The organism is Microtetraspora sp. NBRC 13810, from assembly GCF_030268685.1.
Taxonomy (GTDB): Bacteria; Actinomycetota; Actinomycetes; order Streptosporangiales; family Streptosporangiaceae; genus BSRQ01.
Map to the genome: position 1 here is coordinate 275,155 of NZ_BSRQ01000003.1, position 26,315 is coordinate 301,469.

22 protein-coding genes are annotated in these 26,315 nt (G+C 73.1%); 9 read left to right on the forward strand and 13 right to left on the reverse strand.

Going from position 1 to position 26,315, the window contains the following annotated elements; all coding sequences use genetic code 11:
- Positions 1–33 precede the first annotated feature (33 nt).
- Positions 34–1,572 carry an MDR family MFS transporter gene (locus tag QSK26_RS08410; RefSeq protein WP_285774429.1) on the reverse strand — a complete coding sequence of 513 codons (1,539 nt, stop codon included), beginning with the start codon at positions 1,570–1,572 and terminating at the stop codon, positions 34–36.
- A gap of 160 nt (positions 1,573–1,732) precedes the next feature.
- Here QSK26_RS08410 and QSK26_RS08415 point away from each other — a divergent pair, with 160 nt between their 5' ends.
- Positions 1,733–2,281: a TetR/AcrR family transcriptional regulator gene (locus QSK26_RS08415; protein WP_285774430.1), complete on the forward strand. Its 549-nt coding sequence runs from the start codon at positions 1,733–1,735 to the stop codon at positions 2,279–2,281.
- Between the two features lie 36 nt (positions 2,282–2,317).
- Here QSK26_RS08415 and QSK26_RS08420 read toward each other — a convergent pair whose 3' ends face one another.
- Both QSK26_RS08420 and QSK26_RS08425 read right to left on the reverse strand, forming a co-directional pair.
- Positions 2,318–3,430, reverse strand: a complete 1,113-nt coding sequence (locus tag QSK26_RS08420; RefSeq protein ID WP_285774431.1) for a 5-methyltetrahydropteroyltriglutamate--homocysteine S-methyltransferase — start codon at positions 3,428–3,430, stop codon at positions 2,318–2,320.
- Between the two features lie 102 nt (positions 3,431–3,532).
- The gene (locus tag QSK26_RS08425; protein WP_285774432.1) at positions 3,533–4,960 is read right to left on the reverse strand and encodes a rhamnulokinase; all 1,428 of its coding nucleotides are present in this window, start codon (positions 4,958–4,960) and stop codon (positions 3,533–3,535) included.
- Between the two features lie 127 nt (positions 4,961–5,087).
- Between QSK26_RS08425 and QSK26_RS08430 the strand changes: the two genes are divergently transcribed.
- Together QSK26_RS08430 and QSK26_RS08435 are read left to right on the forward strand one after the other, a co-directional pair.
- Entirely contained in the window at positions 5,088–5,336 is a 249-nt protein-coding gene (locus QSK26_RS08430) for a hypothetical protein (protein WP_285774433.1), read from the forward strand.
- Positions 5,337–5,372: 36 nt separating this feature from the next.
- Positions 5,373–5,813: an ATP-binding protein gene (locus QSK26_RS08435; RefSeq protein WP_285774434.1), complete on the forward strand. Its 441-nt coding sequence runs from the start codon at positions 5,373–5,375 to the stop codon at positions 5,811–5,813.
- Positions 5,814–6,177: 364 nt separating this feature from the next.
- Here the strand turns inward: QSK26_RS08435 and QSK26_RS08440 are convergent, their stop codons facing one another.
- The 8 genes from QSK26_RS08440 to QSK26_RS08475 form a co-directional block, all read right to left on the reverse strand.
- Positions 6,178–6,975, reverse strand: a complete 798-nt coding sequence (locus QSK26_RS08440) for a DUF72 domain-containing protein (RefSeq protein ID WP_285774435.1) — start codon at positions 6,973–6,975, stop codon at positions 6,178–6,180.
- A gap of 67 nt (positions 6,976–7,042) precedes the next feature.
- Entirely contained in the window at positions 7,043–7,207 is a 165-nt protein-coding gene (locus QSK26_RS08445; RefSeq protein WP_285774436.1) for a hypothetical protein, read from the reverse strand.
- Positions 7,208–7,282: 75 nt separating this feature from the next.
- Positions 7,283–8,245: a Ppx/GppA family phosphatase gene (locus tag QSK26_RS08450; RefSeq protein WP_285774437.1), complete on the reverse strand. Its 963-nt coding sequence runs from the start codon at positions 8,243–8,245 to the stop codon at positions 7,283–7,285.
- Between the two features lie 67 nt (positions 8,246–8,312).
- Entirely contained in the window at positions 8,313–9,956 is a 1,644-nt protein-coding gene (gene pgm, locus QSK26_RS08455; protein WP_285774438.1) for a phosphoglucomutase (alpha-D-glucose-1,6-bisphosphate-dependent), read from the reverse strand.
- 69 nt (positions 9,957–10,025) lie between these two features.
- Positions 10,026–11,207 (reverse strand): non-homologous end-joining DNA ligase, encoded by a 1,182-nt coding sequence (gene ligD / locus QSK26_RS08460; protein WP_285774439.1) that lies wholly within the window; start codon positions 11,205–11,207, stop codon positions 10,026–10,028.
- A 29-nt stretch (positions 11,208–11,236) separates the two neighbouring features.
- Positions 11,237–13,666: a GMC oxidoreductase gene (locus tag QSK26_RS08465; RefSeq protein WP_285774440.1), complete on the reverse strand. Its 2,430-nt coding sequence runs from the start codon at positions 13,664–13,666 to the stop codon at positions 11,237–11,239.
- A gap of 1 nt (position 13,667) precedes the next feature.
- Complete coding sequence (locus tag QSK26_RS08470; RefSeq protein WP_285774441.1) at positions 13,668–14,768, reverse strand: alpha/beta hydrolase; 1,101 nt, start codon at positions 14,766–14,768, stop codon at positions 13,668–13,670.
- A 307-nt stretch (positions 14,769–15,075) separates the two neighbouring features.
- Positions 15,076–17,973: an ATP-binding protein gene (locus QSK26_RS08475; RefSeq protein WP_285774442.1), complete on the reverse strand. Its 2,898-nt coding sequence runs from the start codon at positions 17,971–17,973 to the stop codon at positions 15,076–15,078.
- Positions 17,974–18,257: 284 nt separating this feature from the next.
- Between QSK26_RS08475 and QSK26_RS08480 the strand changes: the two genes are divergently transcribed.
- A complete protein-coding gene (locus tag QSK26_RS08480) occupies positions 18,258–19,241 on the forward strand; it encodes a sulfotransferase family protein (protein WP_285774443.1) in 984 nt (327 codons plus the stop codon).
- A 22-nt stretch (positions 19,242–19,263) separates the two neighbouring features.
- On the opposite strand, the gene QSK26_RS08485 is transcribed toward QSK26_RS08480, so the two are convergent.
- Both QSK26_RS08485 and QSK26_RS08490 read right to left on the reverse strand, forming a co-directional pair.
- On the reverse strand, positions 19,264–20,184 hold the full coding sequence (locus tag QSK26_RS08485; protein WP_285774444.1) for a glycoside hydrolase family protein: 921 nt from the start codon (positions 20,182–20,184) through the stop codon (positions 19,264–19,266).
- Positions 20,185–20,606: 422 nt separating this feature from the next.
- Positions 20,607–21,947, reverse strand: coding sequence for a lanthionine synthetase LanC family protein (locus QSK26_RS08490; protein ID WP_285774445.1), 1,341 nt, complete (start codon positions 21,945–21,947; stop codon positions 20,607–20,609).
- Between the two features lie 288 nt (positions 21,948–22,235).
- Between QSK26_RS08490 and QSK26_RS08495 the strand changes: the two genes are divergently transcribed.
- The 5 genes from QSK26_RS08495 (at position 22,236) to QSK26_RS08515 (ending at position 26,306) form a co-directional block, all read left to right on the forward strand.
- The gene (locus QSK26_RS08495; RefSeq protein WP_285774446.1) at positions 22,236–22,700 is read left to right on the forward strand and encodes a PPOX class F420-dependent oxidoreductase; all 465 of its coding nucleotides are present in this window, start codon (positions 22,236–22,238) and stop codon (positions 22,698–22,700) included.
- A 31-nt stretch (positions 22,701–22,731) separates the two neighbouring features.
- Entirely contained in the window at positions 22,732–23,013 is a 282-nt protein-coding gene (locus tag QSK26_RS08500; RefSeq protein WP_285774447.1) for a DUF2087 domain-containing protein, read from the forward strand.
- A gap of 107 nt (positions 23,014–23,120) precedes the next feature.
- Positions 23,121–24,092 (forward strand): pirin family protein, encoded by a 972-nt coding sequence (locus tag QSK26_RS08505; RefSeq protein ID WP_285774448.1) that lies wholly within the window; start codon positions 23,121–23,123, stop codon positions 24,090–24,092.
- A gap of 122 nt (positions 24,093–24,214) precedes the next feature.
- Positions 24,215–24,889, forward strand: a complete 675-nt coding sequence (locus QSK26_RS08510; protein WP_285774449.1) for a response regulator transcription factor — start codon at positions 24,215–24,217, stop codon at positions 24,887–24,889.
- 1 nt (position 24,890) lies between these two features.
- Complete coding sequence (locus QSK26_RS08515; protein ID WP_285774450.1) at positions 24,891–26,306, forward strand: sensor histidine kinase; 1,416 nt, start codon at positions 24,891–24,893, stop codon at positions 26,304–26,306.
- Positions 26,307–26,315: the final 9 nt, after the last annotated feature.

The window sequence follows — 26,315 nt, forward strand, 5'->3', positions numbered from 1 at the left end:
GCCGGGGACGGCGTCCGCGGACGGCACGCGCCGCTAGTCGAACGCGGGCATCGGCTGCTTGGCCTCGGCGTCCGCCTCGGAGGGGGCGGAACCGCGCAGCGGGATCTCCTTGATGAAGAACGCCAGCACGGGGACCGCCACCGCGAAGAAGATCGCCCACCAGAACACGCCGGAGATCGAGGAGGCGAGCGCCTCCAGGAAGCCGGTGCGCACGGGCGCGGGGAGCCGCTGGAGGGCCGCCGGGTCGATCTGGCCGCCTCCCGAGGCGAGCTGCGCGCCCTGCGGGCCGAGCTTCTCGGCGAGGCCGGCGGTGAGGCGACTGTTGAAGACGGCGCCGAACAGCGACACGCCGAACGATCCGCCGATGGAGCGGAAGAACGTCGCGGCGCTGCTGGCGACGCCCAGGTCCTTCTGTTCGACGCTGTTCTGCGCGATCAGCAGCGTGGTCTGCATGAGGAAGCCCATGCCGAGTCCCAGCACGGCGATGAAGACGCCGGTCTGCCAGCTCGGGGTGTCCACCCCCTGGAGGGACAGCAGCCACATGCCGATGGCCATGACCACGCCACCGAGGACCGGGTAGATCTTGTACTTGCCGGTCCTGGTGATCGCCCGGCCGATGAACAGCGACACGACCATGGAGGCGGCCATCATCGGCAGCAGGAGCAGGCCGGAGTTGGTCGCCGAGGCGCCCTGGACGGTCTGCTGGTACAGCGGCAGGAAGTTGATCGCGCCGAACATCGCGAAGCCGAGCAGGAAGCCCACCAGCGAGATCAGCGTGAAGTTGCGGTTGCGGAACAGGCCGAGCGGCATGATCGGCTCGGCGGCCCGGCGCTCGACCGGGACGAAGGCGGCGAGCATGACCACCGCGAGCACGGCGAGGCCGATGATCTGCGGCGAGTTCCAGTCGTACTGGTTGCCGCCCCAGGTGGTGATGAGCACGAGCGCGACGATGCCGACCGACAGCAGCACGGCGCCGGTCCAGTCGATGCGGTGCTCGGCCTTGCGCTTGGGCAGCTTCAGCTTCAGCGCGAGCACGACGAGGGCGACCGCGCCGACCGGCAGGTTGACGTAGAAGGCCCAGCGCCAGTCGAGGTTGTCGGTGATGAAGCCGCCGACGAGCGGCCCGGCGATCATCGCCAGCGACATGACGCCGGCCATGATGCCCTGGTACTGGCCGCGCTCACGGGGCGGGACGAGGTCGCCGATGATGGCCATCGCGTTGACCATCAGGCCGCCGCCGCCGAGGCCCTGCAGCGCGCGGAAGGCGATGAGCTGCCCCATGCCCATGTCGGGGCCGCCGAGCAGTTCGGATCCGGCCATGCCGCACAGCACCGAACCGATCATGAAGATCACGATCGAGGCGATGAAGATGGCCTTCCTGCCGTACAGGTCGCCGATCTTGCCCCAGATCGGCGTGGACACCGTGGTGCCGAGAACATAGGCGGTGACGACCCATGACAGGTGCGCCAGCCCGCCGAGCTCGCCGACGATGCGCGGCATCGCGGTGCCGACGATCATGTTGTCCAGCATGGCCAGCATGATCGCGAGCATGAGCCCGGGTAGAACGACCATGACCTCCCGCCGCCGTCCTGGCGCGGCTTGGGTCTCCGACACTTCAGTGCCCCCTAGCGAAACGATCTTGCTTACTTGCCGACCGGCAAGCTTGAGATAGCCTGGGCAGGCTAAGCGGCTTACTTGCCGGTCGTCAAGTTAATAAGGATGCAAAGACCACATGAGGGCCAACGCCGACACCCGCACTCGAATCCAGCAAGTCGCCCTCACGTTATTCAACGAGAAGGGCTACCAGGCGACCTCACTCCGGGAGATCGCCGAAGAACTGGGCGTGACGAAGGCTGCTCTCTACTACCACTTCAAGACGAAAGAGGACATCGTCGCGAGCCTCTCCGAGGACCGGCTGGCGAACCTGCAACGTCTCCTGGACTGGGCGCGGAGCCAGCCGCCGACCGTCGAGACCCGCATGGAGATCCTGCGGCGTTACAGCACCAACCTGTACAAGAGCCGGCACGCCGAGGTCATGCGCTTCTTCGAGCGCAACCAGGCGCCGCTCCGCGACCATCCGAGCCTGGGCAAGTACCGGGAGCTCATGCTCGACCTGATCTCGCTGCTCAGCCCGGCCGAGGCGACCGCCACCGTCAAGGTCAAGTCCTCGATGGCGCTCTTCGCCCTGCACACCGTCTGGATCCTGCCGCTCGACCTCACCGACGAGGAGCGCATGCACGCGTCGCTGGAGGTCGCCCTGGAAATGGTGTCCGGCGGCTGAGCCCCCCGCGGGGAGGGGCTCAGCACGGGGGCGTGCTCAGCCCCAGACCTCTTCGGCGGTCTCCACGATCAGGCGCAGCTTGGCGAGCTGCTCCTCCCGGGTCAGCGCGTTGCCCTCGACGGTGGAGGAGAAGCCGCACTGCGGCGACAGGCAGAGCTGGTCGAGGTCGACGAACTTCGACGCCTCCTCGATCCGCCGCTTGAGCCGGTCCTTGGACTCCAGCTCGCCGCGCTTGGTGGTCACCAGGCCGAGCACGACCATCTTGCCCGGCGGCACGAAGCGCAGCGGCTCGAAGCCGCCCGACCGCTCGTCGTCGAACTCCAGGAAGAACCCGTCCACGCCCAGCTCGCCGAACAGCGCCTCGGCGACGAAGTCGTAGCTGCCCGATGCGGCCCAGGAGGAGCGGAAGTTGCCCCGGCACATGTGGGTGGTCACCGACATGCCCTCCGGCCGCCCGGCCAGCGCCGCGTTGATCTGCCGGATGTAACGCAGGTGCAGGTGCTCGGCGTCCTCGCCGCGCGCCTCCACCTCGGCGCGCTGGGAGGGGTCGTTGAGGTAGGCCAGGCTGGTGTCGTCGAACTGCAGGTACGTGCAGCCCAGCTCGCCGATCCGGCGCACCTGCTCGGCGTAGGCGGCGCTCAGGTCGGTCCAGAACTCCTCGATGTCGGGGTAGACCGCCGGGTCGATCGAGGCCCGCCCGCCGCGGTAGTGGACCATGTTGGGCGACGGGATGGTCAGTTTGGGCGTGGCCGTCGTCACCTGTTCGCCCAGGAAGGTGAAGGCGTCGCCGAAGATGGTCTGGTCCAGCGCGACCTTGCCGGTGACGCGCAGCCCGGAGGGCGCGAACTCCAGGGTCTCGTTCTCGTTCTCGAAGCGCACCGAGATGCGCTCCTCGGACTTCTCGATCCCGCCGAGCTGGTAGATGAAGTCCATGTGCCAGGAGTTGCGGCGGAACTCCCCGTCGGTCGCCGACCGGAGGCCCACCTCCTCCTGCGCCCGCACGACCTCGCGGATCGCGGCGTCCTCCGCCTCCTTGAGCGCGGCGGCGTCGATCCGCCCCGCCGCGAAGTCGTCCCGGGCCGCCAGCAGCGCCTCCGGCCGCAGCAGGCTGCCGACATGATCGGCACGGAAGGGGGGTGTGGTACGCATAGCGCCATCTCCAGAAATATGACGAGAACGTGTTACAAATCAGGATGCTCTCGTACGGCGGGTCACCGGGACAACCTCCCGGCAAGATCCCGGAGGAGATCCTCAGGAGAACCGTGAACCGAGCAGCGCCTCGGCGTCGTCCCAGCCCACTGTGGTCGCGGCCGGCTCGTAGACCGTGATCGGCTCGGCCCGCCGTACGAGGTCGCGGAGCTCGGCCAGGCTGCCCACCTCGCCGCGCGCGCGGGCCTGGACGAGGGCGTTGCCCAGCGCCGCCGCCTCGACCGGGCCGGCCAGCACCGGCAGCTCGCAGGCCGCCGCGGTCAGCTCGCACAGCAGCGCGTTGCGCGCTCCCCCGCCGACCACGTGGATCACCTCCACCGGATGGCCGCTGAGCCGTACGGCGTCGCGCAGGGTGCGGCGGTAGGCCAGCGCCAGGCTCTCCAGCACGCACCGCACGAGCGCCGCGCGGTCCGCGGGGGGCCGCTGGCCGGTGCGCTCGCAGAAGGCGGCGATCCTGGCCGGCATGTCGCCCGGCGGCAGGAAGACCGGGTCGTCGGGATCGATGACCGCGGCGAACGGCGGCGCCTGGGCCGCCGCGGCGAGCAGCTCGCCGAGGTCCGGTCCGCCCCAGACGCGCACGCACTCCTGGAGGATCCACAGGCCCATGACGTTGCGCAGGTACCGGATCGTGCCGTCCACGCCGCCCTCGTTGGTGAAGTTGGCCAGCCGCCCGGCCTCCGACAGCACCGGGGCGGCGAGCTCCACCCCCACCAGCGACCAGGTGCCCGAGGAGATGTAGGCGAAGCGCTCACCGGCGGCGGGCACGGCGGCCACCGCGGAGGCGGTGTCGTGCGAGGCCACCGCGGTGACCGGGACGGCGCCGAGCCCGAGCTCGGCCAGGTCCGGCCGCAGCGTCCCGGCCGGGGCGCCCGGCTCGCGGAGCGGGGCGAAGATCCGCCGCGGCAGGCCGAGCCGGTCGATGAGCGGCCACGCCCAGGCGCGCTCGCGCACGTCGTAGAGGCCGGTGGTGGAGGCGTTGGTGGCCTCCGCGCCGATCGAGCCGGTCAGCCAGTAGGTCAGCAGGTCGGGGATCATCAGCATCGTCCGCGCGCCGTCCAGGCGGTCGGCGAGGAGCTGGTAGACCGTGTTGAACGGCAGGAACTGCAGGCCGCTCGTCCCATACAGGGTGTCCGCGCCCAGCTCGGCGACGAGCCGTTCCATCACCCCGCCGGTCCGCTCGTCCCGGTAGTGCACCGGGTTGCCGATCAGCCGTCCCGCCTCGTCGAGCAGGCCGTAGTCGACGGCCCAGGAGTCCACGCCGATCGAGGCCAGCTCCGGCCCGGCCCTGCGCAGCCCGTCGAGCACTCCCTGGTAGAGGGCGAGGACGTCCCAGTGCAGGGTGCCGGCGGCGCGCACCGGGCGGTTGGCGAACCGGTGCGCCTCCGCCAGGCGCAGCGAGCCGCCGGCCAGCTCGACGGTCATGATCCTGCCGCTGGAGGCTCCGAGGTCGACGGCCGCGTAGATGCTCATAGCCCCCGATTAAAACGAATCAACCCGGAGAACGCCAACCCGCCCGGGCCCCCTTCCACAGCTATGGGATGTGGCATTAAAACGTTCCATTCGGGTTGCGGGGCCCAGCGGCGGGAAACACCGTCGCATGACAGAGAACACGCAGGTCATCCACCTCAAGAACCTCATCGACGGGCTCTACACCGCCCAGGAGCGGGTCAACCGCAGCGACATCCGCGAGCGCATGGTCGCCGCCGAGCTGCCGTCCGATCTGATGGTCTACTTCGACTGGCTGCCCGAGGGCGACTACGAGCAGGAAGAGCTGGTGGAGACCCTGAACCAGATGATCGACGAAGGCGGGCGGAGGGCCGACCTGGGACAGATCCCCGAGGTGTGAGGGTTAACCGAACGTCGCCGGGGCAGCAGAAAACATGTGTATACGAGGATCGCACTGCAACTGCCGCGAGACGCGTCTAGCGTCCCGCTCATCAGGCGCCTCCTCGATGCCACCCTCCGCACTCTGGGCGTCGTCCCCCAGATCCGTGACGACATCCAGATCATCCTGTCCGAGGCATGTTCGAACGTCGTGCGGCACGCCGTGCCCAGCGTGGAGTACACGGTCCAGGCGATGGTCGAGGACGACAGGTGCGTCATAGAGATCACCGACGCGGGCGGTGGCTTCGATCCCGGTGCCGTCAAACCATCCAGCACCGTAGCCGAGAACGGCAGAGGTCTGCAGATCATGCGGGCGCTCGCCGACGAGCTCGACGTCGCCGACGTTGGCGGCGGAACCCGGGTCAGCGTGGCGAAGGCGCTGCACTTCTGCGCGGACGCGCCGGCCCAGTCGCTGCACCGCCCCCTGGCGCGGCACTGAGGGAACCGTGGGCGGCGAACGCGCCGCCCGCCCGGTTCCCCGGCCCGGCGGGGCGCCGGGAGCGGCCGGACGGCGACCCGTCGGCGGGCGGGCGCGCCGGCGCCGACTCCCGGACGGCGGGGCGTTCCCGCCTCCCGGTGGTGCTCGCCAGCACGGCCAGCGACAGCAGTGTCACCAACGAGATCACCACCACCGCCACCAGGACGAGCACCGCGATGATGCCGATGCTCGCGGCCACCTGCAACAGGGTCAACCACATCGCCGCATACCTCCCTCGCCTGAGGGCGATGGTGCCCGTTTCATCCGGACCTAATGGTCATAAACCTATATCGCTTTGATCGTTATGCTCCGCACGCGCCCGCGCTCAGCGCGCGGCCCCGGCCGCCCGGGAGCGGCGGGCCCCGCTCCCGTCCCCCGCGGGGAGCGGCGGGCCGAGCTCGTGCCCCGCCTCACGGGCCATCCCGGCGAAGCGCGAGGCGTCCCGTACGGCGGCGCCGCCCTGATCGTTGTTGAAGTAGACGTAGAGCTCGTCCCAGTCATTCCCGATCCGGCGCAGCCAGGAGGCCAGTGAGGCGTCCCCGTACGAGGGGAGCGGGCGGGCGCGGCCTTCGTGCAGCCGGAGGTAGCCCCAGCGGGCGGTGCGCCACAGCGGGATCAGGGGGCGGCCCAGGCGGTCGGCCCAGCACAGGGCGGCGCCGCGCGCGGACAGTGTCTCGCGGACCTCCTCGGTCCACCAGGAGTCGTGCCGGGGCTCGACGGCGACGCGCACCCCGGACGGGAAGCGGGCCAGGCAGTCGTCCAGCAGCGCCGGCGCGACGGTGAGGCTCGGCGGGAGCTGAAGCAGGATCGGGCCGAGCCGGTCGCCGAGGCCGCCCGCCGCCGCCATCAGCCGCTCCACCGGCTCACCCGGCTCGCGCAGCCGCTTGACGTGCGTGAGGAACCGGCTGGCCTTGACCGCCATGACAAACCCGGGCGGGGTCCGCTCCCGCCAGCCGGCGAACGTCTCGGCCGAGGGCAGCCGGTAGAACGCGTTGTTGTTCTCCACCGTGCCGAAGCACTCGGCGTACCGCTCCAGCCACAGCCTTCGCGGCACGCCCTCGGGATAGAACCGGCCGCGCCAGTCGGCGTACATCCATCCCGAGGTCCCCACGTTGATCCGCACGCCCCTCCCCTACCCCGGCGATCCGGCAGCAGGCGTGGGCCGTGGGACGGGCCGTGGGATGCGCGGCTCAGGCGCGGCGGGCGCGCACCAGCCTGGAGACGCCGCCGACCGCGAGGACGACGAGCCCGGCGATCAGGGCCCACTTGAGCAGCGTGCCGAGCAGGCTCACGAGCCAGCCGAGCACCACGAAACCGACCACGACGGCCGCGACGACCATGAGGATTCTTCCCATGCCCGCAACGGTAGACTCCGCGGATCCGCCGTGGCGGGCCGCGGAGCGGAAGTCAGGGGCGAGCCAGGGTCTCCCTCAGGGCAGGATCGGGGACGTCGCGATGAGCGAGGGCGCCGCCATGGCGTCGAGCCGGCGCAGTATCACGCCCTCGCGCAGCGCCCACGGGCACACCTCCAGCCGGGTGACCTCGAACAGGTCCATCACCGCGTCGGCGACGATCGCGCCCGCCGCGAGCTGCGCCGCGCGGCCCTCCGACACCCCGGGGAGCTGGGCGCGCTCGGCGACGGTCGAGCGGACGAGGCGTTCGGTCCACTGGGTCAGGTCGCCGTGCGACAGCGAGCGGCCCACGTAGGGCCCGTCGCTGGAGGGCGCGGCGCCGGCCATCCTGGCGAGCTGCTTGAAGGTCTTGGAGGTGGCGACCGCCCGGTCCGGCCTGCCGTACCGGGCCACGCCGCCGACCGTGCGGGCGATCTCGGCCCTGACGTGCCTGCGCAGCCTCCTGACCTCGTCGGGGCTGGGCGGGTCGGCGCCGAGCCAGTCGCGGGTCAGCCGCCCGGCGCCCAGCGGCAGCGACACCGCCACGTCCGGCTCCTCGTCGGTGCCGCCGCAGATCTCCAGCGAGCCGCCGCCGATGTCGAAGACGACCAGCCGCCCGGCCGACCAGCCGAACCAGCGGCGGACGGCGAGGAAGGTGAGCCGCGCCTCCTCGTCACCGGACAGCAGCCGGATGGCGACCCCCGTCTCGTCCCTGATCTCGGAGATCACCTCCTCGCCGTTGGTGGCGTCGCGCACCGCCGAGGTGGCGAAGGCCATGAGCTCCTCCACGCCCTTGTCCTCCGCGACGCTCACGCACCGGTCCACGAACTCGCGCAGCCGGGCCGCCCCGCGCTCGGACAGCAGTTCGCCGTCCTCCATGTGCTCCGACAGCCGCAAATCCAGCTTGTGGGAGAACGCGGGCAGCGGACGCGCTCCCCTGTGCGCGTCCACCACCAGCAGGTGCACCGTGTTGGAACCGATGTCGAGGACTCCGAGTCGCATGATCCGACGCTACTACCCTGTACAAGGGCACATTCCACGCGGATCACCCCCCTGGCGTAGGGCCAGGTCAGGAAGCGCCCAGCGTGGCCGTGACCAGGGCCTTCGCCTCCTCCTGCACCGTGGCCAGGTGCCCGGGCCCCCTGAAGGACTCGGCGTAGATCTTGTAGACGTCCTCCGTGCCGGACGGGCGGGCGGCGAACCAGGCGTTCTCGGTGCAGACCTTCACCCCGCCGACGGGGGCGCCGTTGCCCGGCGCCGAGGTCAGCACCGCCGTGATCGGCTCCCCGGCCAGGGATCCGGCGGTGACGTCGTCCGCCGACAGCCTGCCCAGCGCGGCCTTCTCCTCGCGGGTCGCCGGGGCGTCGACGCGGGCGTAGGCGGGCTCGCCGTACTTGGCGGTCAGGCCGGCGTAGAGCTCGCTGGGCGACTCGCCGGTGACGGCGATGATCTCGGAGGCGAGCAGGGCGAGCGCGATGCCGTCCTTGTCGGTGGTCCACACCGAGCCGTCCCTGCGCAGGAAGGACGCGCCCGCGCTCTCCTCGCCGCCGAACCCGAGCGACCCGTCCAGCAGCCCGCCGACGAACCACTTGAACCCGACCGGCACCTCGACCAGCCGCCGGCCGAGCCCGCCGGCCACCCGGTCGATCATGCTGCTGCTCACCAGCGTCTTGCCCACGGCGGTGCCCTCCGGCCAGCCCGGCCGGTGGGCGTAGAGGTAGGAGATCGCGGTGGCCAGGAAGTGGTTGGGGTTCATCAGCCCGGCGTCCGGCGTGACGATGCCGTGCCGGTCGGCGTCCGCGTCGTTCCCGGTCGCCACCTGGTAGGCCGCGCGGTTGCCGATCAGGGACGCCATCGCGTACGGCGAGCTGCAGTCCATCCTGATCTTGCCGTCCCAGTCGAGCGTCATGAACCGCCAGGTGGGGTCCACGGCCGGGTTGACCACCGTGAGGTCCAGCCGGTGCCGGTCGGCGATCTCCGCCCAGTAGGCCACGCTGGCCCCGCCCAGCGGGTCGGCCCCGATGCGCACCCCGGCCGACCGGATCGCCTCCACGTCCACCACGGAGGGCAGGTCGTCCACATAGGCGCCCAGGAAGTCGTAGCGGCCGGTGGTGGCGGCGGCCAGCGCCCGCTCGTAGGGGATCCGCCTGACCCCCTTCAGCCCGCCGGCGATGAGCGCGTTGGCCCGCTCCTGGATCCAGGACGTGGCGTCGGTGTCGGCGGGGCCGCCGTTCGGCGGGTTGTACTTGAACCCGCCGTCGGCCGGCGGGTTGTGCGACGGCGTCACCACCACGCCGTCGGCCAGGCCGGTCGTCCGGCCCCGGTTGTGCGTGAGGATCGCGTGCGAGACCGCCGGGGTCGGCGTGTAGCCGTCGCGCGAGTCGAGCAGCACGGTCACGTCGTTGGCGGCGAGGACCTCCAGCGCGGACACCAGGGCGGGCTGGGACAGCGCGTGGGTGTCCGCGCCGAGGAAGAGCGGCCCGGTGACGCCCTGCCCGGCGCGGTATTCGCAGATCGCCTGGCTGGTGGCGAGGATGTGCTCCTCGTTGAAGGCGGTGTTCAGCGAGGATCCGCGATGTCCGGAGGTGCCGAAGGCGACCCGTTGCCCGGCGACCGACGGATCGGGACGCCGGGCGTAGTAGGCCGTCACGAGCCGGGCGACGTCCACCAGATCGGACGCAAGGGCGGGCGTTCCTGCGCGCTCGTGCACCATGAAAGCTCCTCATGTCAGGTCGTGGGTCGATTCTCCCTACCCGCTCGCGCGCCGGTCCACCCGGGCCTGTCAACCGCCCTGCGCCCAGGGGTCGTAGTCGACCTCCAGCGGCTCCTGCGGGGGCCGCTCACCCTGCGGGACGTGCCGCAGGTTGATCCGGATCCTGGTCCAGGTGGAGCTGCGGCCGCGCATCGAGTCGACCAGCACGTCGGCGGGCCGCAGGTGCGCGACCACCGGCGCGTGCCGGGTCTTCCAGCGCTCCAGCCCGGCCAGCGCCTCCTCCTTGGTGCGCGCCCGCGCGACCTCGACGACCGGGATGCCGCCCTTGCGGGTGGGCTCCTGCGGCGGCAGCGACTCGGCGAAGGCCAGCAGCAGGTCCAGCGAGCCCCGGGCGTCCTCGATGCCCTCCCACGGGTCGCCGATCTCCCGGAACCGCGCCGGGACCGTGTCGACGGTGAACTCCTCCGGCCGGCAGCCGCCGACCTCGGGCCAGGTGAGCGGCGTGGAGACGCGCGCGTCCGGGGTGGGCCGCACAGAGTAGGCCGAGGCGACCGTGTGGTCCCGCGCGTTCTGGTTGTAGTCGACGAAGACGCCTTCGCGCTCCTCCTTCCACCAGCGGCTGGTGGCGGCGCCGGGCATCCTGCGCTCGACCTCCCTGGCCACCGCCTCGGCGGCCAGGCGCACCTCGGGGAAGGTCCAGCGGGGCTCGATCCGGGCGTAGACGTGGAAGCCGCGCGAGCCGGAGGTCTTGGGCCAGGCGGTGAGGCCGAAGTCGGCGAGCACCTGCCTGGCCGCCTGCGCGACGTCGACGACCTGCGCCCACTCCACCCCGGGCACCGGGTCGAGGTCGACCCGCAACTCGTCGGGATGGTCGAGGTCGGCGGCGCGCACGGGGTGCGGGTTGAGGTCGACGCAGCCCAGGTTGACCACCCAGGCGAGCTGGGCCGGGTCGCGGACCACCACCTCCTCGGCCGTGCGCCCGGACGGGTAGCGCAGCTCCGCCACCTCGATCCAGCCGGGCCGCCGGTCCGGTGCCCGCTTCTGGAAGAACGCCTCCTGCCCGACGCCGCGCGGGAACCGCTTGAGGATCATCGGCCGCCCCTCGACCCCCCGCAGCGCGCCCGGAGCCACCGACAGGTAGTAACGCACCAGATCGAGCTTCGTGTGACCGGTCTCTGGGAAGATCACCTTGTCCGGGCTGGTGATCCGCACCTCGTGCCCGGCGACCACCATGACCTGCGCATCCGCCATGAACTCACCCTACGTGGCGGCACCGACAGTCACCGGCCGGCGGCGGGGCCGTAGACGTCCCACAGGTTGCCGGCGAAGAAGCGGGCGAAGCGCTCCAGGGCGTCGAGGCCGTCGGGCCCCTCGGTCCTGAAGGACAGCAGCTGGCGGACGAAGTCGCCGAGCTCGATGGTCAGCGTGCCGGCGCCCACGATCGCCGCCGTGGCGTCCTCCCCTTCGGGGACGTGCCCGTCGAGGAGCCGGAAGTACATCGTGGTGGTGGCCGGCCAGATGTCGGCCGGAGGACCGTGGAAGACGTTCTTCCAGCCGGAGAGGGTGCGGGGCCGGTCTTCGCCGTCGGCGAAGTGCAGCCGGTATCGCATGAGGCGGCGATCCGGCGCGCCACCGGGCGCGAACAGATTGAACCAGCCCCGCTCGACGGGACGCCGGCCCCCGCAGGCTGCGGCGTCTATCCATCCCTCCGCGCGGGCGAGATGCTCCCGCTCGTCCAGGAAGCGATCGATGTCGTCCGCGGTGATCGTCAGCCGCATCGAGAACCGCTCCCCGGTACGCCCTGGGTTGCGCACCCCCGCCCCGTAGAACCCGCTCATGTCCTCGGTGAAGGACAGCGACGTGGCCGCCGCCAGGGTGGTGGAGGACTGCGGCGCGCGATCGCGGCGGACCTCCGGGTCCGCACAGCCGTCGGCCCGGCCGCGATCGCGCGCCGCGTCACCCCCCCTACCCGCCGGCCCGGTGGTGGCGCCCACCGGGCCGCTCCCCGTCATCAGGCCGTCGCGCCTGGTCTCCAGCAGGCGCGTGCACATCCGGTCGGCCATCGCCGCGATGGTCAGCGACGGGTTCGTGCCGACCGGTCCCGGCATCGCCGCGCCGTCTGCGACGTAGAGGCCGGGATAGCCGAAGACCTCGCCGTAGGCGTCGCAGACGCCCTCGCCGGGATGCCGCCCGATCGGCGCCCCGCCGACCGGGTGCACGGTGACGATCCGCCGGCGGAACCACGCGGGGTTGTCGGCGTACTCGGCGCCGAGCACGTCGGCGATCCGCTGCATGGTCTTGCGCAGCCGCTCGTAGTAGGCCGCGCTGGTCTCGGTGGACCATTCGGCGTCGAGCCGGTCCCCGCGCAGCCGCAGCACCCCGTCGGCGACGTCGCGGCCCATGCCGAGCAGCGGCAGCGAGCTGACCGACAGCGCCCCCGCGCCGATCAGCTCCGACAGCTCCCTGGACAGGTTGGTGTCCGGCGCGGAGTCGAAGAAGGCGAGGAACCGCTCGGCGAGGTACTTCGCCGCCCGGGACGCCACGTCGGCGACGTCGGCGCCCTCCACCATCCAGTCCACGAAGGCCGGGTAGCCGCCGTCCTCGATGTAGCCGCCGCGGCCGGCGCCCGGGTGGCCGTCCACGTCGTCGGCCAGCCGGATCGCGCTGGTGATGACCGGCCCGCGGCTCGCGTCCAGCGGCCGGGCGCGGCCCCGGTCGGTGGCCCGCATCAGGAAGGTGAGCAGATCGCCGTTGCCGCAGAACCGGGTGCCCAGGGCGCCGCTCAGCGCCGGGAACTCCGCCCGGGAACGCAGCAGCAGGTAGGCCGTGCCGTACGCGCCGGCGGCGAGCACCAGGCGGTCGCAGGTGATGGTGCGCGCCGGGCCGACCCGGTCGCCCTCCGCGGTGGGCAGGTGCTCGGCGAAGTCGACCTCGTAGCCGCCGCGCGGCCGGGGCCGGATCGCCCGCACCTCGTGCAGCGTGCGCAGGTCCGCCCCGTGGTGGGCGGCGGCCGACAGGTAGGTGTGGTCCAGGGAGTTCTTCGCGCCGTCGTTGCAGCCGATGTCGCACTCGCCGCACAGCCGGCACGTCCGGCGCGGCACGCCGTGCAGGTTGCCGTAGGCGGGGGTCGCGATCGGCAGCCCGATGCCGGGCTCGGCGCCGGGCTCGGGCGCGAAGCTGACCCCGAGCGGCGGCAGCCGCCAGTCCAGGCCCAGCTCGGCCGCGGCGTCCTGCATCGCGCGGGTCTTGGCGGTGCCGGCGTAGGCCGGCCGCTCCAGCGGGTACGGCGTCGCGCCGATCATCGCCTCGACCGCGTCGTAGTGCGGGTCGAGGTCGGCGCGGGTCACCGGCCAGTGCTCGTAGCCGCCGCCGGGCAGCGGGTGGTCGCGCACGAACCAGTGCTCGTCCTTGCGCAGCAGCACGTTGGCGTAGACCAGCGACCCGCCGCCGAGCCCGCTGGCCACGACCGAGTCGAACCCGCGGAACCCCCACACGTCGAACATCCCGTAGAGGCCGGCGGCCGGGTCCCAGAACGCCCGGCTCATCTGGGCGGGGCTGCGGGCGAAGCCGCCCGGCGGGTAGGCGCCGCCCCGCTCCAGGAGCACCACCGACAGGCCCGCCTCGGCGAGCCGGTAGGCGGCGACGGAGCCGCCGAACCCCGACCCGACGACCACGGCGTCGGCGTGCTCCCGGCCTTCTCGCGCGGACATGTCAGGCGGCCCGCCTCTTCAGGAAGTCCACGATCCGCGGGTAGACGTCGACGTGCGCGTCCTTGCCGATGATCGGGTCGATGTGCCCGTAGCCGGGAAGCACCTGCAGCTCGTGGCGGCCGGGCGCGACCCGCTCCAGCTTCCGGTGCGTGACGATGTTGGAGTCGGTGAAGACGTCGTTGTGGTCGCCGGTGAGAAGCAGGACCGGCGTCTCGACCTCGGCGGCCCGCTCCAGGTAGTCCTGCGGCAGCGCGGCGTGCCGCGGGTCGCCCGGGTCGCGCCGGATCGCGTGCCCGGCGGCCACCATCTTGCGGATGTGCCGGTAGTAGTGCGTGCCGGTCGCGCCGTTGAGGTCGGCGAGCCGCTCGTGCGTGTGCGTCTCCCTGGCGAGGTTGCGGTGCCGGTACATCGCCGGCCGGCCGCTCCCCCACATGAAGCTCTGCATGTGGCAGGCCGGCTCGCGGCACTCGGGATGGAAGAACGACACCGCGCGGGCGAACAGCCACCTGCGGGTGAGCACGGGCGCGTCGGAGAACCGCGGGTCGAGGTACGGCAGGCCGAGCAGGTATTCGAACGCGGTGGCCCCGAAGGCGAGCTTCACCCGCGCCCACGGGGAGACCCGCGGCGTCAGCGAGACGCTGTTGGCCACCAGGGTGGCCACGCCGTCCACGGTGCCGGCGAACAACGCCATGCTGAACGACAGCGACCCCAGGCAGTGCGCGATCACGTGGATCCGCCGGGCCCCCACGTGCCGGCGGATCTCACGCAACGCGGCCGGGTGGTCGTAGTGCGCGATGTCGTCCAGGGTGTCGTCGCGGGTCTCCAGGTCGTAGGGGAAGTGGCTGCTCATCCGGAAGTCGAGCGTCCACACGTCCCCGAAGCCGTTGTCCAGCAGGTAGGTCGCCATGTTGCGGATCTCCGGCATGACGAAGATGTCGCTGGAGGAGGTCAGGCCGTGCACGAGCAGCACGACGTCGTCCCCCTCCTCGCGGAGGAACCTCGTCAGCTTCAGCCCGAGGTCGTCATCGGTGGTGAACGGATGCACCGACACCTCCGCGTCGGGCACCCCGCCGAGTGTGAAGCGCGGAATGCGATACCCCATTGCTCCTCCAGAACGCCGAACGGACACAACGATGCCAACCGCCCCGTACATCTGGGCATCGTGGAAAACCCGTACTCTGAGACCCCGATGCGCGCCCGCGAGTTCGCGGTTCCCGCCGGGAATTTCCGGCCGGGCGTCCGCCACCCCGGTGAGCTGGGCCTTTCCGCCGCGCCCGCGGGGGAGCCACAGCCTCAGGAGCCACGTGTCCGGCGACGGACCGGTCACGCTGCCGGGCACCAAGCCGATCGGCAACTCGCACGACGTGGGCGCGGCCGTGCACCGTCCCCGCCGATTCGCCGGCCGGGCGTCAGTCGCGGTTGTTGAGGGCCGTGACGACGCGGACCCGGGAGGAGACGCCGAGCTTGGTGAAGACCCGGGACAGGTGGGTCTCCACGGTGCGCACGCTGAGGAAGAGCGTCTCGGCGATCTGCTGGTTGGTGAGGCCCTCGGAGACGAGCTGGGCGATCTCCAGCTCGCGCGGCGACAGCCCGTACGGCGTGCCGTCCTTGGCCGCCGTGCCGCCGCCGGGGACGCGCACGCCGAGGCGGCGCTGCTCGCGCAGGGTCTGGGCGTGCAGGGAGCGCGCCCCGCACTCGTCGAAGAGCTCGCAGGCGGCGCGCAGCCGGTCGAGCGCCTGCGCCCGGTCGCCCGCCTCGCCGAGCACGGAGCCCGCGGCCAGCAGGGCGCGTCCCTGCTCCATCCGCCGGCCGTCCGCGGCGAGCAGTTCCGCGGCCTCCAGCGCCAGGGCGGCGGCGCCCGCGGGGTCCTCCTTGCGCAGCGCGTGCGCCCGTGCGAGCCGGCTCAGGCCGGCGAACCCGGCCAGGTCGTCGTGGGTCAGGCGCTCGGCCCGGCCCGCCCACAGGGCCGCCTGCCCGGTGTCGCCGAGCACGGCGTGCGCGTAGGCGAGCGTCTCGCAGCACGCCAGCAGCGAACCGAGGTCCAGCCGGGGGGACTCGAAGTTGTTGCACGCCTCCACCACGGCCTGCGCGCCCTCCTTGACCCGGCCCGCGTTGATCAGCGCGACGCCCCGCGCGGACCGGGCCATCGCGCCCCAGACCTCGCCATCGCCGACCCCGGCGCCCATCGCCTCGTCCGCCGCGCGCAGGGCGGCCTTGTCCTCCCCGGACCAGGAGGCGGCCAGGCACTGCTGGGTGAGGGCGAAGACGAGCTGCTGGCCCGAGTCGAGCAGCCGGGCGTCCTCGACGGACTCCTCGGCGGTGGCGCGCGCCTCCGCCAGCCGGCCGAGCATCGTGTAGGTCCTGGCCTGTCCGGCGAGCAGGTTGGTCAGGATGTAGGCCTGGCCGGTCGAGCGGGCCACGGCGATCGCGCGCTCGAAGTTCCGCAGCGCGCCGGCGTACTGCCCCATGTTGGTCTGGGTCCAGCACAGCCAGGCGATGGCGTCCAGCCATTCGGCCAGGTGGTCGTCGGGGGCCGCGGTGACGAGCCGGTCGGCGGCCTCGACGTAGTGCACGGCGTCGCCGATCCGGCCGGCGGCGTAGGCGGGCATCGGCCGCAGCGCGGCGACGCCCATCTCCAGGCCGGGCGCCCAGTCCGGCGCGGCGTCGGGCATGTAGTCGAGCACCGCCTGGGCCGCGCGGAAGTCCACCCGCATCAGGCTCTCGGCGACCAGCCGCATGCGCAGCGGCACCGCGGCGGCGGCCTGCGGCTCGGGCATCTGGCGCAGCTCGTCCAGCAGCAGGGCGCGGGCCTCGTGCGGCCGGTCGAGCTGGCGCTCCATCAGCGCGCAGAGCCGGGCCGCCCTGGCCCTGCGGACGTGGTCGCCGGCGGGGAGCAGGCCGAGCAGCCGCCGCGCGGTGTCCCTGCCCTCGGCCATCCGGCCGCTGACGCTCTGCACCCTGGCGAGCTCCAGCAGCAGCTCCATCCGGTCGTGCATCTCGGACTCGCCCGCCCCCGGCGCGTCGGGCAGCAGCTGGAGGGCGGCCTCCAGCCAGTGGGCGGCGCTGACGGGGGCGCGGGCGCCGACCGCGCGGGCGGCCTCGATCAGGGTGGCGACGGCCGAGCGGTCGCCGAACCGGCCGGAGCGCTCGACGTGGTGCGCCCTGGCGATGGCCGGGGCGCCGAGGCGCTGGAGGTGGTCGGCGAGGCGGGCGTGCGCGCCGTACCGCCAGCCGGGGGCCGCCGAGCCGTAGGCGGCCCTGCGCACGAGGGGGTGGCGGAAGCGGAACCTGCCCGCGGCGGCCGGCCGTACGAGGTCGCGGGCGACCATCTCGTTGAGCGCGCCCAGCACCTCCGCGACCGGCATCTCGGTGGCGACGCCGACGACGCCGGGCTCGAACTCGTCGGCGGCGACCGCGGCCCCCTGGGCGGCGAGCAGGGTGGTCGCGCACAGGCCGCTGAGCTCGACCTGGAGCGCCGCCCACACGGCGGGCGGCAGCTCGCCGTCCGCGGCGTCGTCCATGGCGGGCTCGTCGCCGAGGCGGGTCAGCGCCTCCAGGTAGAAGGGGTTGCCGCCGCTCGCCTCGTACAGCCGGCGGCGCAGCGGGGCGCTCACCTCCGGGCCGAGCAGTCGCTCGGTCTCGTCCCTGGTCAGCGGGGAGACGGAGATCCGGACGCCGTGCGTGCCGATCGCGGCGAGCCGGGCGGACGCCTGGGCGGGGCGGTAGGCCACGGCGAGCAGCACCTTGCCGCGCGGCGGGTGGCGGGCCAGATGGTCCAGCAGCTCGATGGAGGAGGCGTCGGCCCAGTGCAGGTCGTCCAGCACGAGGGCCAGCCCGGACGGGCCGGCCAGCTCCTCCAGCAGGTGCCGCATCGCGCGGTAGAGGCGGTAGCGGCCGAGGCCGGTGCGGTCGGCGTCGGGCTCCTCCTCCCCGGCGGGCGCCACCGTCTCGGCGGGCAGCGCGGCGGCCAGCGAGGGCAGGGCGGCGGCGAGCAGGTGGAGCTGCCCGGGCGGCATCCGGGCGGCGAGCTCGGCCGCGCGCTCGTCGAGGTGGTCGTCGAGCGCGTCGATGAACGGGCTGAGCGGCAGCTGCTGCTCGAACTCGGCGGCCCGGCCGGTCAGCGTGGTCAGCCCGCGGCCGGTCGCCGTCGCGCAGAGCTCGCCGAGCAGGCGCGTCTTGCCCACACCGGGGTCACCGACGACCGCCGCGAAGCGGAACCGGCCGGACGACGACTCGTCGACGGCCAACCTGAAGGCCCGCAACGCGTCCTCCCGCCCGACGAGGGCGGCGTTGACGCGAGCCTGCATGGACTTCGTCCCTCCCGGAGGACCACGGCCGATGCACCGTGTGACGCCTCCCCGGCTGGAGCAGGGGAGTAACGATCAACTTATCCGAACGTTGAACCTGGCAGGTGCCAATCATGGGCTTGGCCCCGACGGCAGGGGGCACTGTCCTCCTGCCACGGAAATCCCATGATGGCGCGTCGAGAGCGGTTCGTCAGCCGTGCGAAGGTCCCCGTTGCGCTCTCGCTACAAAGAGCTATATTGCTACTAATAGAGTAGGGAATAAGGGTAATTTTGAGGATGCCAGGATGCCCCTGCCCAACTTTCTGGTCGTCGGAGCGCCCAAAGCGGGCACCACGGCGCTGCATGTCGCCCTGACGCGGCACCCGGCGCTCTACATGTCCCCGGTGAAGGAGCCGAAGTTCTTCCTCACCGACGGCCCGCCGCCCACCCGCGGCGGCCCCGGGGACGCGCACACCTACCGCGAGCACGTGTGGCGCAGGGACGACTACCTCGCGCTCTTCGCCGGCGCCCCGCCGGGCACGCTGACCGGCGAGTCCACGCCGTTCTACCTCTACGACCGCGCGGCGCAACGCCGGATCAGGGCGCAGATCCCGGGCGCGCGGCTGATCGTGGTGCTCAGGGACCCGGTCGAGCGGGCCCACTCCAACTGGACCCACCTGTGGTCGGCCGGCCTGGAGCCGATCGGCGACTTCGTGCGGGCCTGCGCCGAGGAGCCTCGCAGGATCGCCGCGGGCTGGGCGCCGTTCTGGCACTACACGGGCCTCGGCCGGTACGGCGAGCAGCTACGGGACCTGTTCGCGCTCTTCCCGCGGGAGCAGGTGCTGATCTTCCGGTACCGGGACCTGGTGGACCGACCGGCCGACACGCTCGACCGGATCTGCGTCTTCCTCGGCGTGCCGCCGGGCGTGATCACCGAGGTGCCCCGGGAGAACGTCACCGCGCATCCGGACCCGACGCTCACCCACCGGGTGCTGTCCCGGTCGCTGCGCGCCGGGGCCGCCCTGCTGCCCTCCGGGCTCGCCGCCGGGCTCACCGAGTCGCTGGAGAGGCGCCTGCAACAGCGCGCCAGACCGCGCCGGCCGCTCACGTGGGAGCAGCGCAGGGAGGTGCTGTCCGGCCTCGCCCGGGACATCGCCCTGCTCCAGGAGGTGACCGGGGAGGACTTCGGCGACTGGCTGCGGCCCAGGGAGCGCTCGGGCGGCCTGGTCGGCGACCGTCCGAGCGGCCAGCGCCAGGCCCGCAACGGCCGCCCCCGCAGGGCTCTGTGAGCCCGTTTCCGCGCGGCCCCCGTCAGTCGGCGTGGCGCAGCTCGGTGCGCAGCTCGTGGGAGCCGTCCGGGCAGGTCAGCTCGTAGTACAGCCGCGTGCGCCCGCCGGGCAGCGGGACGATGTCGAGGTAGCGCAGCCCGCCCCCGGCGTGCGCGGAGGCCGCGGCGGGGACGTCGCCGGAGGCGGTGAGCGCGGCCGGGTCGATGCCGTAGGCCACCCCGGTGCGCTCCTCGTAGTTCTCCGCCGCCGTGGCCCGGCCGTCGTAGAACGCGACCACGCCGCCCTCGACGAACCGCACCGCGCTGACCCGAACGCCCCGCTCGTCCCACGAGCCCGCGCGGCCGGCCAGGGCGGTGCCGTGCCAGGTCCAGGCGAGGCCGTCGACGCTGGTGGCGTAGTCGGTGACCATCCGGTCGGCCTCTTCGGGGTCGCCCAGCGGGTGGCAGGAGGCCCACAGGTGCCACACGCCGCCGTGCCGCACGATGACCGGGTCCTTCACGCCCGTCTTGGCGTCGCCCGGCAGCACGACCCGCCGGTCGACGGGGTCGAACCCGGCGGGGTCGGCCGCCTCCAGCACCTCGACCCGCCAGTGCTTGGTGCCCGGCGTGGCACAGCTCAGGTAGAGCCGCCAGCCGCCCTCGGGGGTGCGGACCAGGGTGGGGCGCTCCAGCGACTCGGCGTCCATCTCCTCCCTGCCGATGGTCAGCAGGGTCTCGAACCGCACGCCGTCGGCGGAACGGGCGACGGCGACGGCGTATCCGCGGCCCTCACCGACCGGGCGGCGCAGGCGGTAGGCGAGATAGACCATCCCCTCGCTCGCCACCGCGCTCGGCGCCCCGGCCCAGTGTCCGGCCTCCGCCCGCGGCGCGGTCACCGCGACGACGGAGCGGTCGGGATCGGGAAGCAGGGAGAGGACCCTCGGGTCGTTGTCTTTGATCAGCACATGGCCGAGGGTAGACATCGCCACGGGTTCACTCATCGGGAATCACCAATCGTTGGCCGGGTCATTGCCCTGACTTGGACGATGCTTGAAACGCCGCCCCCTCACATAACCCACTCTAACAGTAGGGTTCATAGGTTTTCTTCACGACCGGGAGATCTCGCGGCAGACCCGGCCCTCCCGCAGGATGTCACGATCCGGCGTGCCCGCGTGTCCAAGCAGGTGACCACGCCCCGCATCGTCCGTCGGCAGGCCCGAAGGCGGTCCGGAGGACGGGGTGCGCACGCTCCGCGAGCCGAACTACTCGCGGGGCGCCGGCTCCATCAACCTGACGGCGATCTTCGACGTCCCCGATGCCGGCGACCCGAGTTGCAGCGACTCCGCGAGACTCTGACCCCCGGGCGGATATGCGCGCCCGGGACCCGTCAGCCCGGGCGGCGCAGCGTGGCGGCCGGGACCGGGATCGCGGGGAAGGGGTTGTCGGGGAAGAGGATCATCCGGCGGCTCTGCTCCTCATGGTGCGCCGCGTGCAGGTGCAGCAGGGCGGCGCCGATCCCGGCCGCGCCCACCATGTAGCCGGTGTCGGCGGTGACCTCGCCGGGGCGCAGCCGCCGGTACGCCTGGTACCAGCGGTAGCCGGCGCCGTCGTGCGCGGTGGCGCGGCCGGCGAGGTTCTCACCGAGGACGCCGGCGAAGTCGAGGTAGGGGTCGTGCCCGGTGGCGGCCCACAGCCCGGTGAAGAACTCCACGAGGCCGGCCGCGCCGCAGCACTGGCAGGCGACGTTCCAGAACCCGGCGGTCCCCCGGTGCGGGACGCCGCTCTGCAGGATGCCCAGGGCCAGCCGTTCGACCCAGTCCAGGTCGCCCGGGTCGCCGGTGACGCGATAAAGCTCGTAGAACATCCGGGCCACGCCGGCGGAGCCGGAGCAGAAGCCGAGGTAGTGCAGCGACCTGCCCTGCGGCACGTGGTGCGGGACGAGGGCGCAGCGCCCGGCGACCTCGCTGACCGTGCGGACGAAGTCGGCGCCGCGGCGGGCCGCGTCGAGGAAGCGCCGCTCGCCGGTCACGCCGTAGAGGCGGGCGAGCAGGAAGGCCGCCCCCGAGGTGCCGGACAGGAAACCGGGGGTCACGGCGTCCACGGGCAGGTCGGCGCAGCCGTCCCTGCCGAACCGGTGGCCGGGCACGACCATGCCCGCGATGCGCGTGCCGGCCTCGACGGCGATCTCCTCGTAGGCGGAGACGCCGAGGATGCCCGCGGCGTGCAGCAGGGCGAGGATGATCCCGCCGTCGCCGCGCTGCGCCGGGTCGCCGGTCCAGCCCAGGCCGCCGTCGAAGGTGCGCACCCGGCGGACGATCCGGTCGGCGGCGGCCCGCGCCGCCACCTCGAAGGACTCATCGCCGGTGGCCCAGCCGGCCTCCGCCAGCGCGAAGGCGGTGCCGGCGAGGCCGTGGTAGAGCGTGAGGTCGGTCTGCGCGGGCACGGTGGCGGCCAGCCGGCGGGCGCCCGCCGCGGCGTCCGCGAGGTATCCGTCGTCCCCGGTGGCCGCGGCCAGTTCGACGAAGAACAGCACGATGCCCGCGGCCCCGGCGTAGAGCGAGGCGGGCTGCTGCCCGGCCACGGCGGACTCGCCCCGGGGATCGGGGTTGCCGAGCCACCACCGCCCCCGCTCGTCGTCGACGGCGGCCGACCGGATCCATCGCCCGGCCTGGACCGCGACGTCCAGCGGGCTCTCCGCGCGCGGCCACGAACGTCCTTCCCGGCCCATGTCTCCTCCTAAATACCCACTTACACTGTAGGAAAAGTAGGTAACGACGTCAACAACCACCCCGAGATCGCCTGCGGCGCACGTCCAGCCTAGGCCGGATCGCCCCCGCTTTCAGCGCCGTGAGGGTGATGTCGGCCTTTCGCCACGGAACATCTTCCCTCCCGGCCCCGCGCCACCGTCACGCCCGCCCCGGGTCCGGACCACAGCCGGAACAGGCCGGGACAGGCCGGAACGGGGGCGGACCGAGCCCGGAGCAGGGCACCGTCCGCTCACCGTACAGTGGAGGGCATGAGCCCGAAGATCGCCACGAATGACATCGTGACCCGCGAGCAGCTGCTCGACTTCGTCCGCGACCGGCACAACGCGCTGCTGATCACGACGCGGCGCGACGGCGGCCCGCAGGCTTCCCCGGTGACCTGCGGGCTCGACGGCGAAGGGCGGATCGTGGTGTCCACCTACCCCGAGCGGGCCAAGACCGCCAACGCCCGCCGCGACCCGCGGGTGAGCGTCGTGGTGCTGTCCGACGACTTCGGCGGGGCCTGGGTGCAGGTGGACGGCGAGGCCGAGGTGCTCGACATGCCGGAGGCGCTGGAGCCGCTGGTGGAATACTTCCGGGTGATATCCGGCGAGCATCCCGACTGGGACGACTACCGCGCGGCCATGCACCGTCAGGGCAAGTCGCTGCTGCGGATCACCCCCGTCTCCTGGGGCCCCGTCGCCACCGGCGGCTTCCCCGCCCGCCTCGCCGGCTGACGATCCCCGCCTCTCACGACAGAACGGACCCATGACCACTCCAGCAGACGAAGAGGACCGCATCCTGCGGACCTTCCTCATCGACGGGCGGCTCCGGGCGATCCCCACCCGGCTCTCCAAGCGGCGCGTCGTGCTCGGCCACATCGCCCAGTCCTTCGAACCCGGCGTGCACTACCCGGAACAGCAGGTCAACGACGTCCTGCTCGCCTTCCACGACGACTTCGCGGCCCTGCGCCGCTATCTGGTGGAGGAGGGGCTGCTGGACCGCCAGGCGGGCGTCTACTGGCGCAGCGGCGGCCCCGTCGACGTCTGACGGCGACGACGGGAGCATCCGCCCGGCTCCGGCTCCCCCGCCCGTGCCGGACGGCCGATGCCCCGCCTCCCCGCGGGCGGCGGGGCGCCCGGCCGTACATTCGGGGGATGAGCAACCTCGAGAGTGATCCGCGGGAGGCGGTGTGCGGCGGTCGCGCGGCCGTCCTGACCGGGCCGGCGCGCGACCTGCTGGACGGCCGGGACGTCGCGCTCGGCGGGCCGCGCGCGATGAGGGTCACCCGCACGCTGCCCACCCGCGGGCGCAGGATGGTCGGCGCGTGGTGCTTCGCCGACCTGTACGGGCCCGAGCGCGCGGTGATGCGCGTCCCGCCGCACCCGCACACCGGCCTGCAGACGGTGAGCTGGCTGGTCGAGGGCGAGGTGCTGCACCGCGACTCGGTGGGCACCGAGCAGCTCGTCACCCCCGGACGGCTCAACCTGATGACGGCCGGGCGGGGCATCGCGCACTCCGAGGAGTCCTCGCCGGGCACACCGGTGCTGCACGGGGCGCAGCTGTGGGTGGCGCTGCCCGGCGCGCATCGGCACGTCGCGCCGCACTTCGAGCACCACCCCGAGCTGCCCGTGCTCTCCGCGCCGGGCGCCGAGGTGACGGTGATCATGGGTGAGCTGGGCGGCGCCGCGTCCCCCGCCGGGGTGTACACGCCGCTGGTGGGGGCGCAGGTGCGCCTCGACGCGGGAGGGGAGATCCGGCTGCCGCTCGAACCCGGTTTCGAGCACGCCCTGCTGGTGCTGTCCGGCGAGGTGGAGGCGGACGGGGACGCCCCCGAGGGGGCGGTCACGCTGGCCGGCGGCCCGCTGCTGTACCTCGGCGACGGCCGCTCCGAGCTCGCGCTGAGCGCGCGGCGCCCGGCCAGGGTGCTCCTCCTCGGCGGCGAGCCGTTCGCGGAGGAGATCGTCATGTGGTGGAACTTCGTGGGCCGCGGCCACGACGAGATCGTCGCCTTCCGCGAGGAGTGGGCCTCCGGCGCGCTCGGCGTCGTGCACGGCTTCGACGGCCCCCCGCTGCCCGCCCCCGCGCTCCCCACCAGCACACTCAAGCCAAGGGGCCGGGAGAGATGACCTGCCCGTAGCGTGTTCCTGAGAGGGCCGCGGGCGCTATCCCGGCCTTCTCAGCGCCGTCTCAGGCGGACCCGGCCAGGATGGGAGGGCTACAGCACACGGGCGTGGGAGGAATCGGGCGCATGCGGGTTCTCGTCGTCGAGGACGAACGCAGGATGGCGGCGGCGCTCCAGCGCGGGCTGCAGGCGGAGGGGTTCGCGGTCGACCTCGCGCACGACGGCGAGGAGGGGCTGCATCTCGCCAGGGTGGGCCGGTACGACGTGGTCGTGCTGGACATCATGCTGCCGCGCCTGTCGGGCTACAACGTGTGCAAGCAGCTTCGCGCGGAGGAGAACTGGGTCCCCATCCTGATGCTGTCGGCCAAGGACGGCGAGTACGACATGGCCGACGGGCTCGACCTCGGGGCGGACGACTACCTGACGAAGCCGTTCTCGTACGTGGTGCTGGTCGCCCGGCTGCGGGCGCTGCTGCGCCGCGACGCCGGGCGGCGGCCCGCCGTGCTGCGGGCCGGCGACCTGGAGCTCGACCCGGCGCGGCGGCGGGTGAAGCGCGGCGAGCGGGCGGTCGAGCTGACGCCGCGCGAGTTCGCGCTGCTGGAGTTCCTGCTCCGCCACCACGACGAGGTGGTGTCGAAGAGCGAGATCCTGGAGCACGTGTGGGACACCTACGACACCGATCCCAACGTGGTCGAGGTCTACGTGGGCTACCTGCGCCGCAAGATCGACGTGCCCTTCGGCAGGAACGCCCTGCAGACCGTGCGCGGCGCGGGCTACCGGCTGGCCGGGGACGGCGGCTGAGGTGGCGGCCGACCCGCTCGGCTGGTGGCGGCGGCAGAGCCTGCGCTTCCGGCTGACGTCCACCGCCTCGGCCGTGCTGGCGCTCGCGCTGGCCGCCTCCGCGTGGTCGCTGGTCGGCGTGCTCGGCCGGTCCCTGACCGCGACCATCGACGAGACGGCCTACCTGCGGGCCAACCAGGTGCGCGTCGACGCCGACGCCGGGCGGCTGCCGCCCGAGCTGAGCAGTCCCGACGGGACGATGATCCAGGTGATCGACGCGCGGGGCCGGATCACGCACGCCACCGTGGGCACCGACCGGCTCGTCCCGCTGCTCGGCCCCGCGGCCAGGGCCGCCGCGGTCCGCTCCGACGGGGCGCGCTTCCTGGACGGCCGGCCGTACGGGATCCCCGGGCCGCTGCGGGTGCTGGCGGTGAGCGCGGACGGCGGGCGGACGGTGATCGCGGCGCGGTCGTTCGCCGAGGTGGAGACGAGCCTGGTCACGGCCGGGCACGTGCTGGTGGCGGGCACGCCGATCCTGATCGTGCTGCTGGCGGGGGCGAGCTGGATGATCATCGGCAGGACCCTGCGGCCGATCGCCGAGCTGCGCAGGGGGGCGACCGAGATCAGCGACACCGCGCGGTCCCGGCGGCTGCCGGTGCCCGAGGCGCACGACGAGGTGCACAGCCTGGCGACGACGCTGAACGACATGCTCGCCCGGCTGGAGGCCGCCGACGCGCGCCAGCGGGCCCTGGTCTCCGACGCCGCGCACGAGCTGCGCAGCCCGCTGGCGAGCATCCGGCTGCAACTGGAGGTGGCGCTCGGCCACCCGGAGGGCCAGATCTGGCGGGAGACCGCGGAGGGCGTCCTGGAGGACACCCTGCGGCTCTCCCGGCTGGCCGAGGACCTGCTGGCGCTGGCCCGCCTCGACGAGCGCGGCGGCAGCCCGGCCCGCCGCGAGCCGGTGGACCTGGAGGACCTCGTACGGCAGAGCGTCGAGCGTTACGGCGAGGCCCCCGTCCCGGTCACCCGCGACACCGGCGGGGACGACGCCTGCCTCACGGTCACCGGCGACGCCCTCGACCTGGGCAGGGTGCTCACCAACCTGATCGACAACGCGGTGCGGCACGCCTCCGGGGAGGTGCGGGTGGGGCTGCGCGGCGGCGGCACGACCGCGGTGATCAGCGTGACCGACGACGGCCCCGGCATCCCCGAGGCCGACCGGGAGCGCGTCTTCGACCGCTTCACCCGCCTGGACAGCGCGCGCAGCCGGGACGAGGGCGGGGCCGGGCTGGGGCTCGCCATCGTGCGGGAGACCGTGCGGGCGCACGGCGGCGCCGTGCACCTGGAGGACGCCGGGCCCGGCCTGCGCGCCGTGGTACGGCTCCCGCTCGCCGCCGGCCCGGTTCCTGATCGGCTTCTTGACCGATTCCCCGATTGACCGGGTATG

Excerpts from the sequence above, each read along its gene's own strand:
- QSK26_RS08450 (WP_285774437.1), bottom strand. The coding sequence starts at position 8,245 with ATGCGACTCGGAGTCCTCGACATCGGTTCCAACACGGTGCACCTGCTG.
- QSK26_RS08445 (WP_285774436.1), bottom strand. The coding sequence starts at position 7,207 with ATGGGAAGAATCCTCATGGTCGTCGCGGCCGTCGTGGTCGGTTTCGTG.
- QSK26_RS08510 (WP_285774449.1), top strand. The coding sequence starts at position 24,215 with ATGCGGGTTCTCGTCGTCGAGGACGAACGCAGGATGGCGGCGGCGCTC.
- ligD (WP_285774439.1), bottom strand. The coding sequence starts at position 11,207 with ATGGCGGATGCGCAGGTCATGGTGGTCGCCGGGCACGAGGTGCGGATC.
- QSK26_RS08425 (WP_285774432.1), bottom strand. The coding sequence starts at position 4,960 with ATGAGCATCTACGCGGCCGTCGACCTCGGAGCCTCCAGCGGCAGGATC.
- QSK26_RS08495 (WP_285774446.1), top strand. The coding sequence starts at position 22,236 with ATGAGCCCGAAGATCGCCACGAATGACATCGTGACCCGCGAGCAGCTG.
- QSK26_RS08475 (WP_285774442.1), bottom strand. The coding sequence starts at position 17,973 with ATGCAGGCTCGCGTCAACGCCGCCCTCGTCGGGCGGGAGGACGCGTTG.
- QSK26_RS08465 (WP_285774440.1), bottom strand. The coding sequence starts at position 13,666 with ATGTCCGCGCGAGAAGGCCGGGAGCACGCCGACGCCGTGGTCGTCGGG.
- QSK26_RS08480 (WP_285774443.1), top strand. The coding sequence starts at position 18,258 with ATGCCCCTGCCCAACTTTCTGGTCGTCGGAGCGCCCAAAGCGGGCACC.
- QSK26_RS08410 (WP_285774429.1), bottom strand. The coding sequence starts at position 1,572 with ATGGTCGTTCTACCCGGGCTCATGCTCGCGATCATGCTGGCCATGCTG.
- QSK26_RS08470 (WP_285774441.1), bottom strand. The coding sequence starts at position 14,768 with ATGGGGTATCGCATTCCGCGCTTCACACTCGGCGGGGTGCCCGACGCG.
- QSK26_RS08415 (WP_285774430.1), top strand. The coding sequence starts at position 1,733 with ATGAGGGCCAACGCCGACACCCGCACTCGAATCCAGCAAGTCGCCCTC.
- QSK26_RS08430 (WP_285774433.1), top strand. The coding sequence starts at position 5,088 with ATGACAGAGAACACGCAGGTCATCCACCTCAAGAACCTCATCGACGGG.
- pgm (WP_285774438.1), bottom strand. The coding sequence starts at position 9,956 with ATGGTGCACGAGCGCGCAGGAACGCCCGCCCTTGCGTCCGATCTGGTG.
- QSK26_RS08505 (WP_285774448.1), top strand. The coding sequence starts at position 23,121 with ATGAGCAACCTCGAGAGTGATCCGCGGGAGGCGGTGTGCGGCGGTCGC.
- QSK26_RS08420 (WP_285774431.1), bottom strand. The coding sequence starts at position 3,430 with ATGCGTACCACACCCCCCTTCCGTGCCGATCATGTCGGCAGCCTGCTG.
- QSK26_RS08500 (WP_285774447.1), top strand. The coding sequence starts at position 22,732 with ATGACCACTCCAGCAGACGAAGAGGACCGCATCCTGCGGACCTTCCTC.
- QSK26_RS08490 (WP_285774445.1), bottom strand. The coding sequence starts at position 21,947 with ATGGGCCGGGAAGGACGTTCGTGGCCGCGCGCGGAGAGCCCGCTGGAC.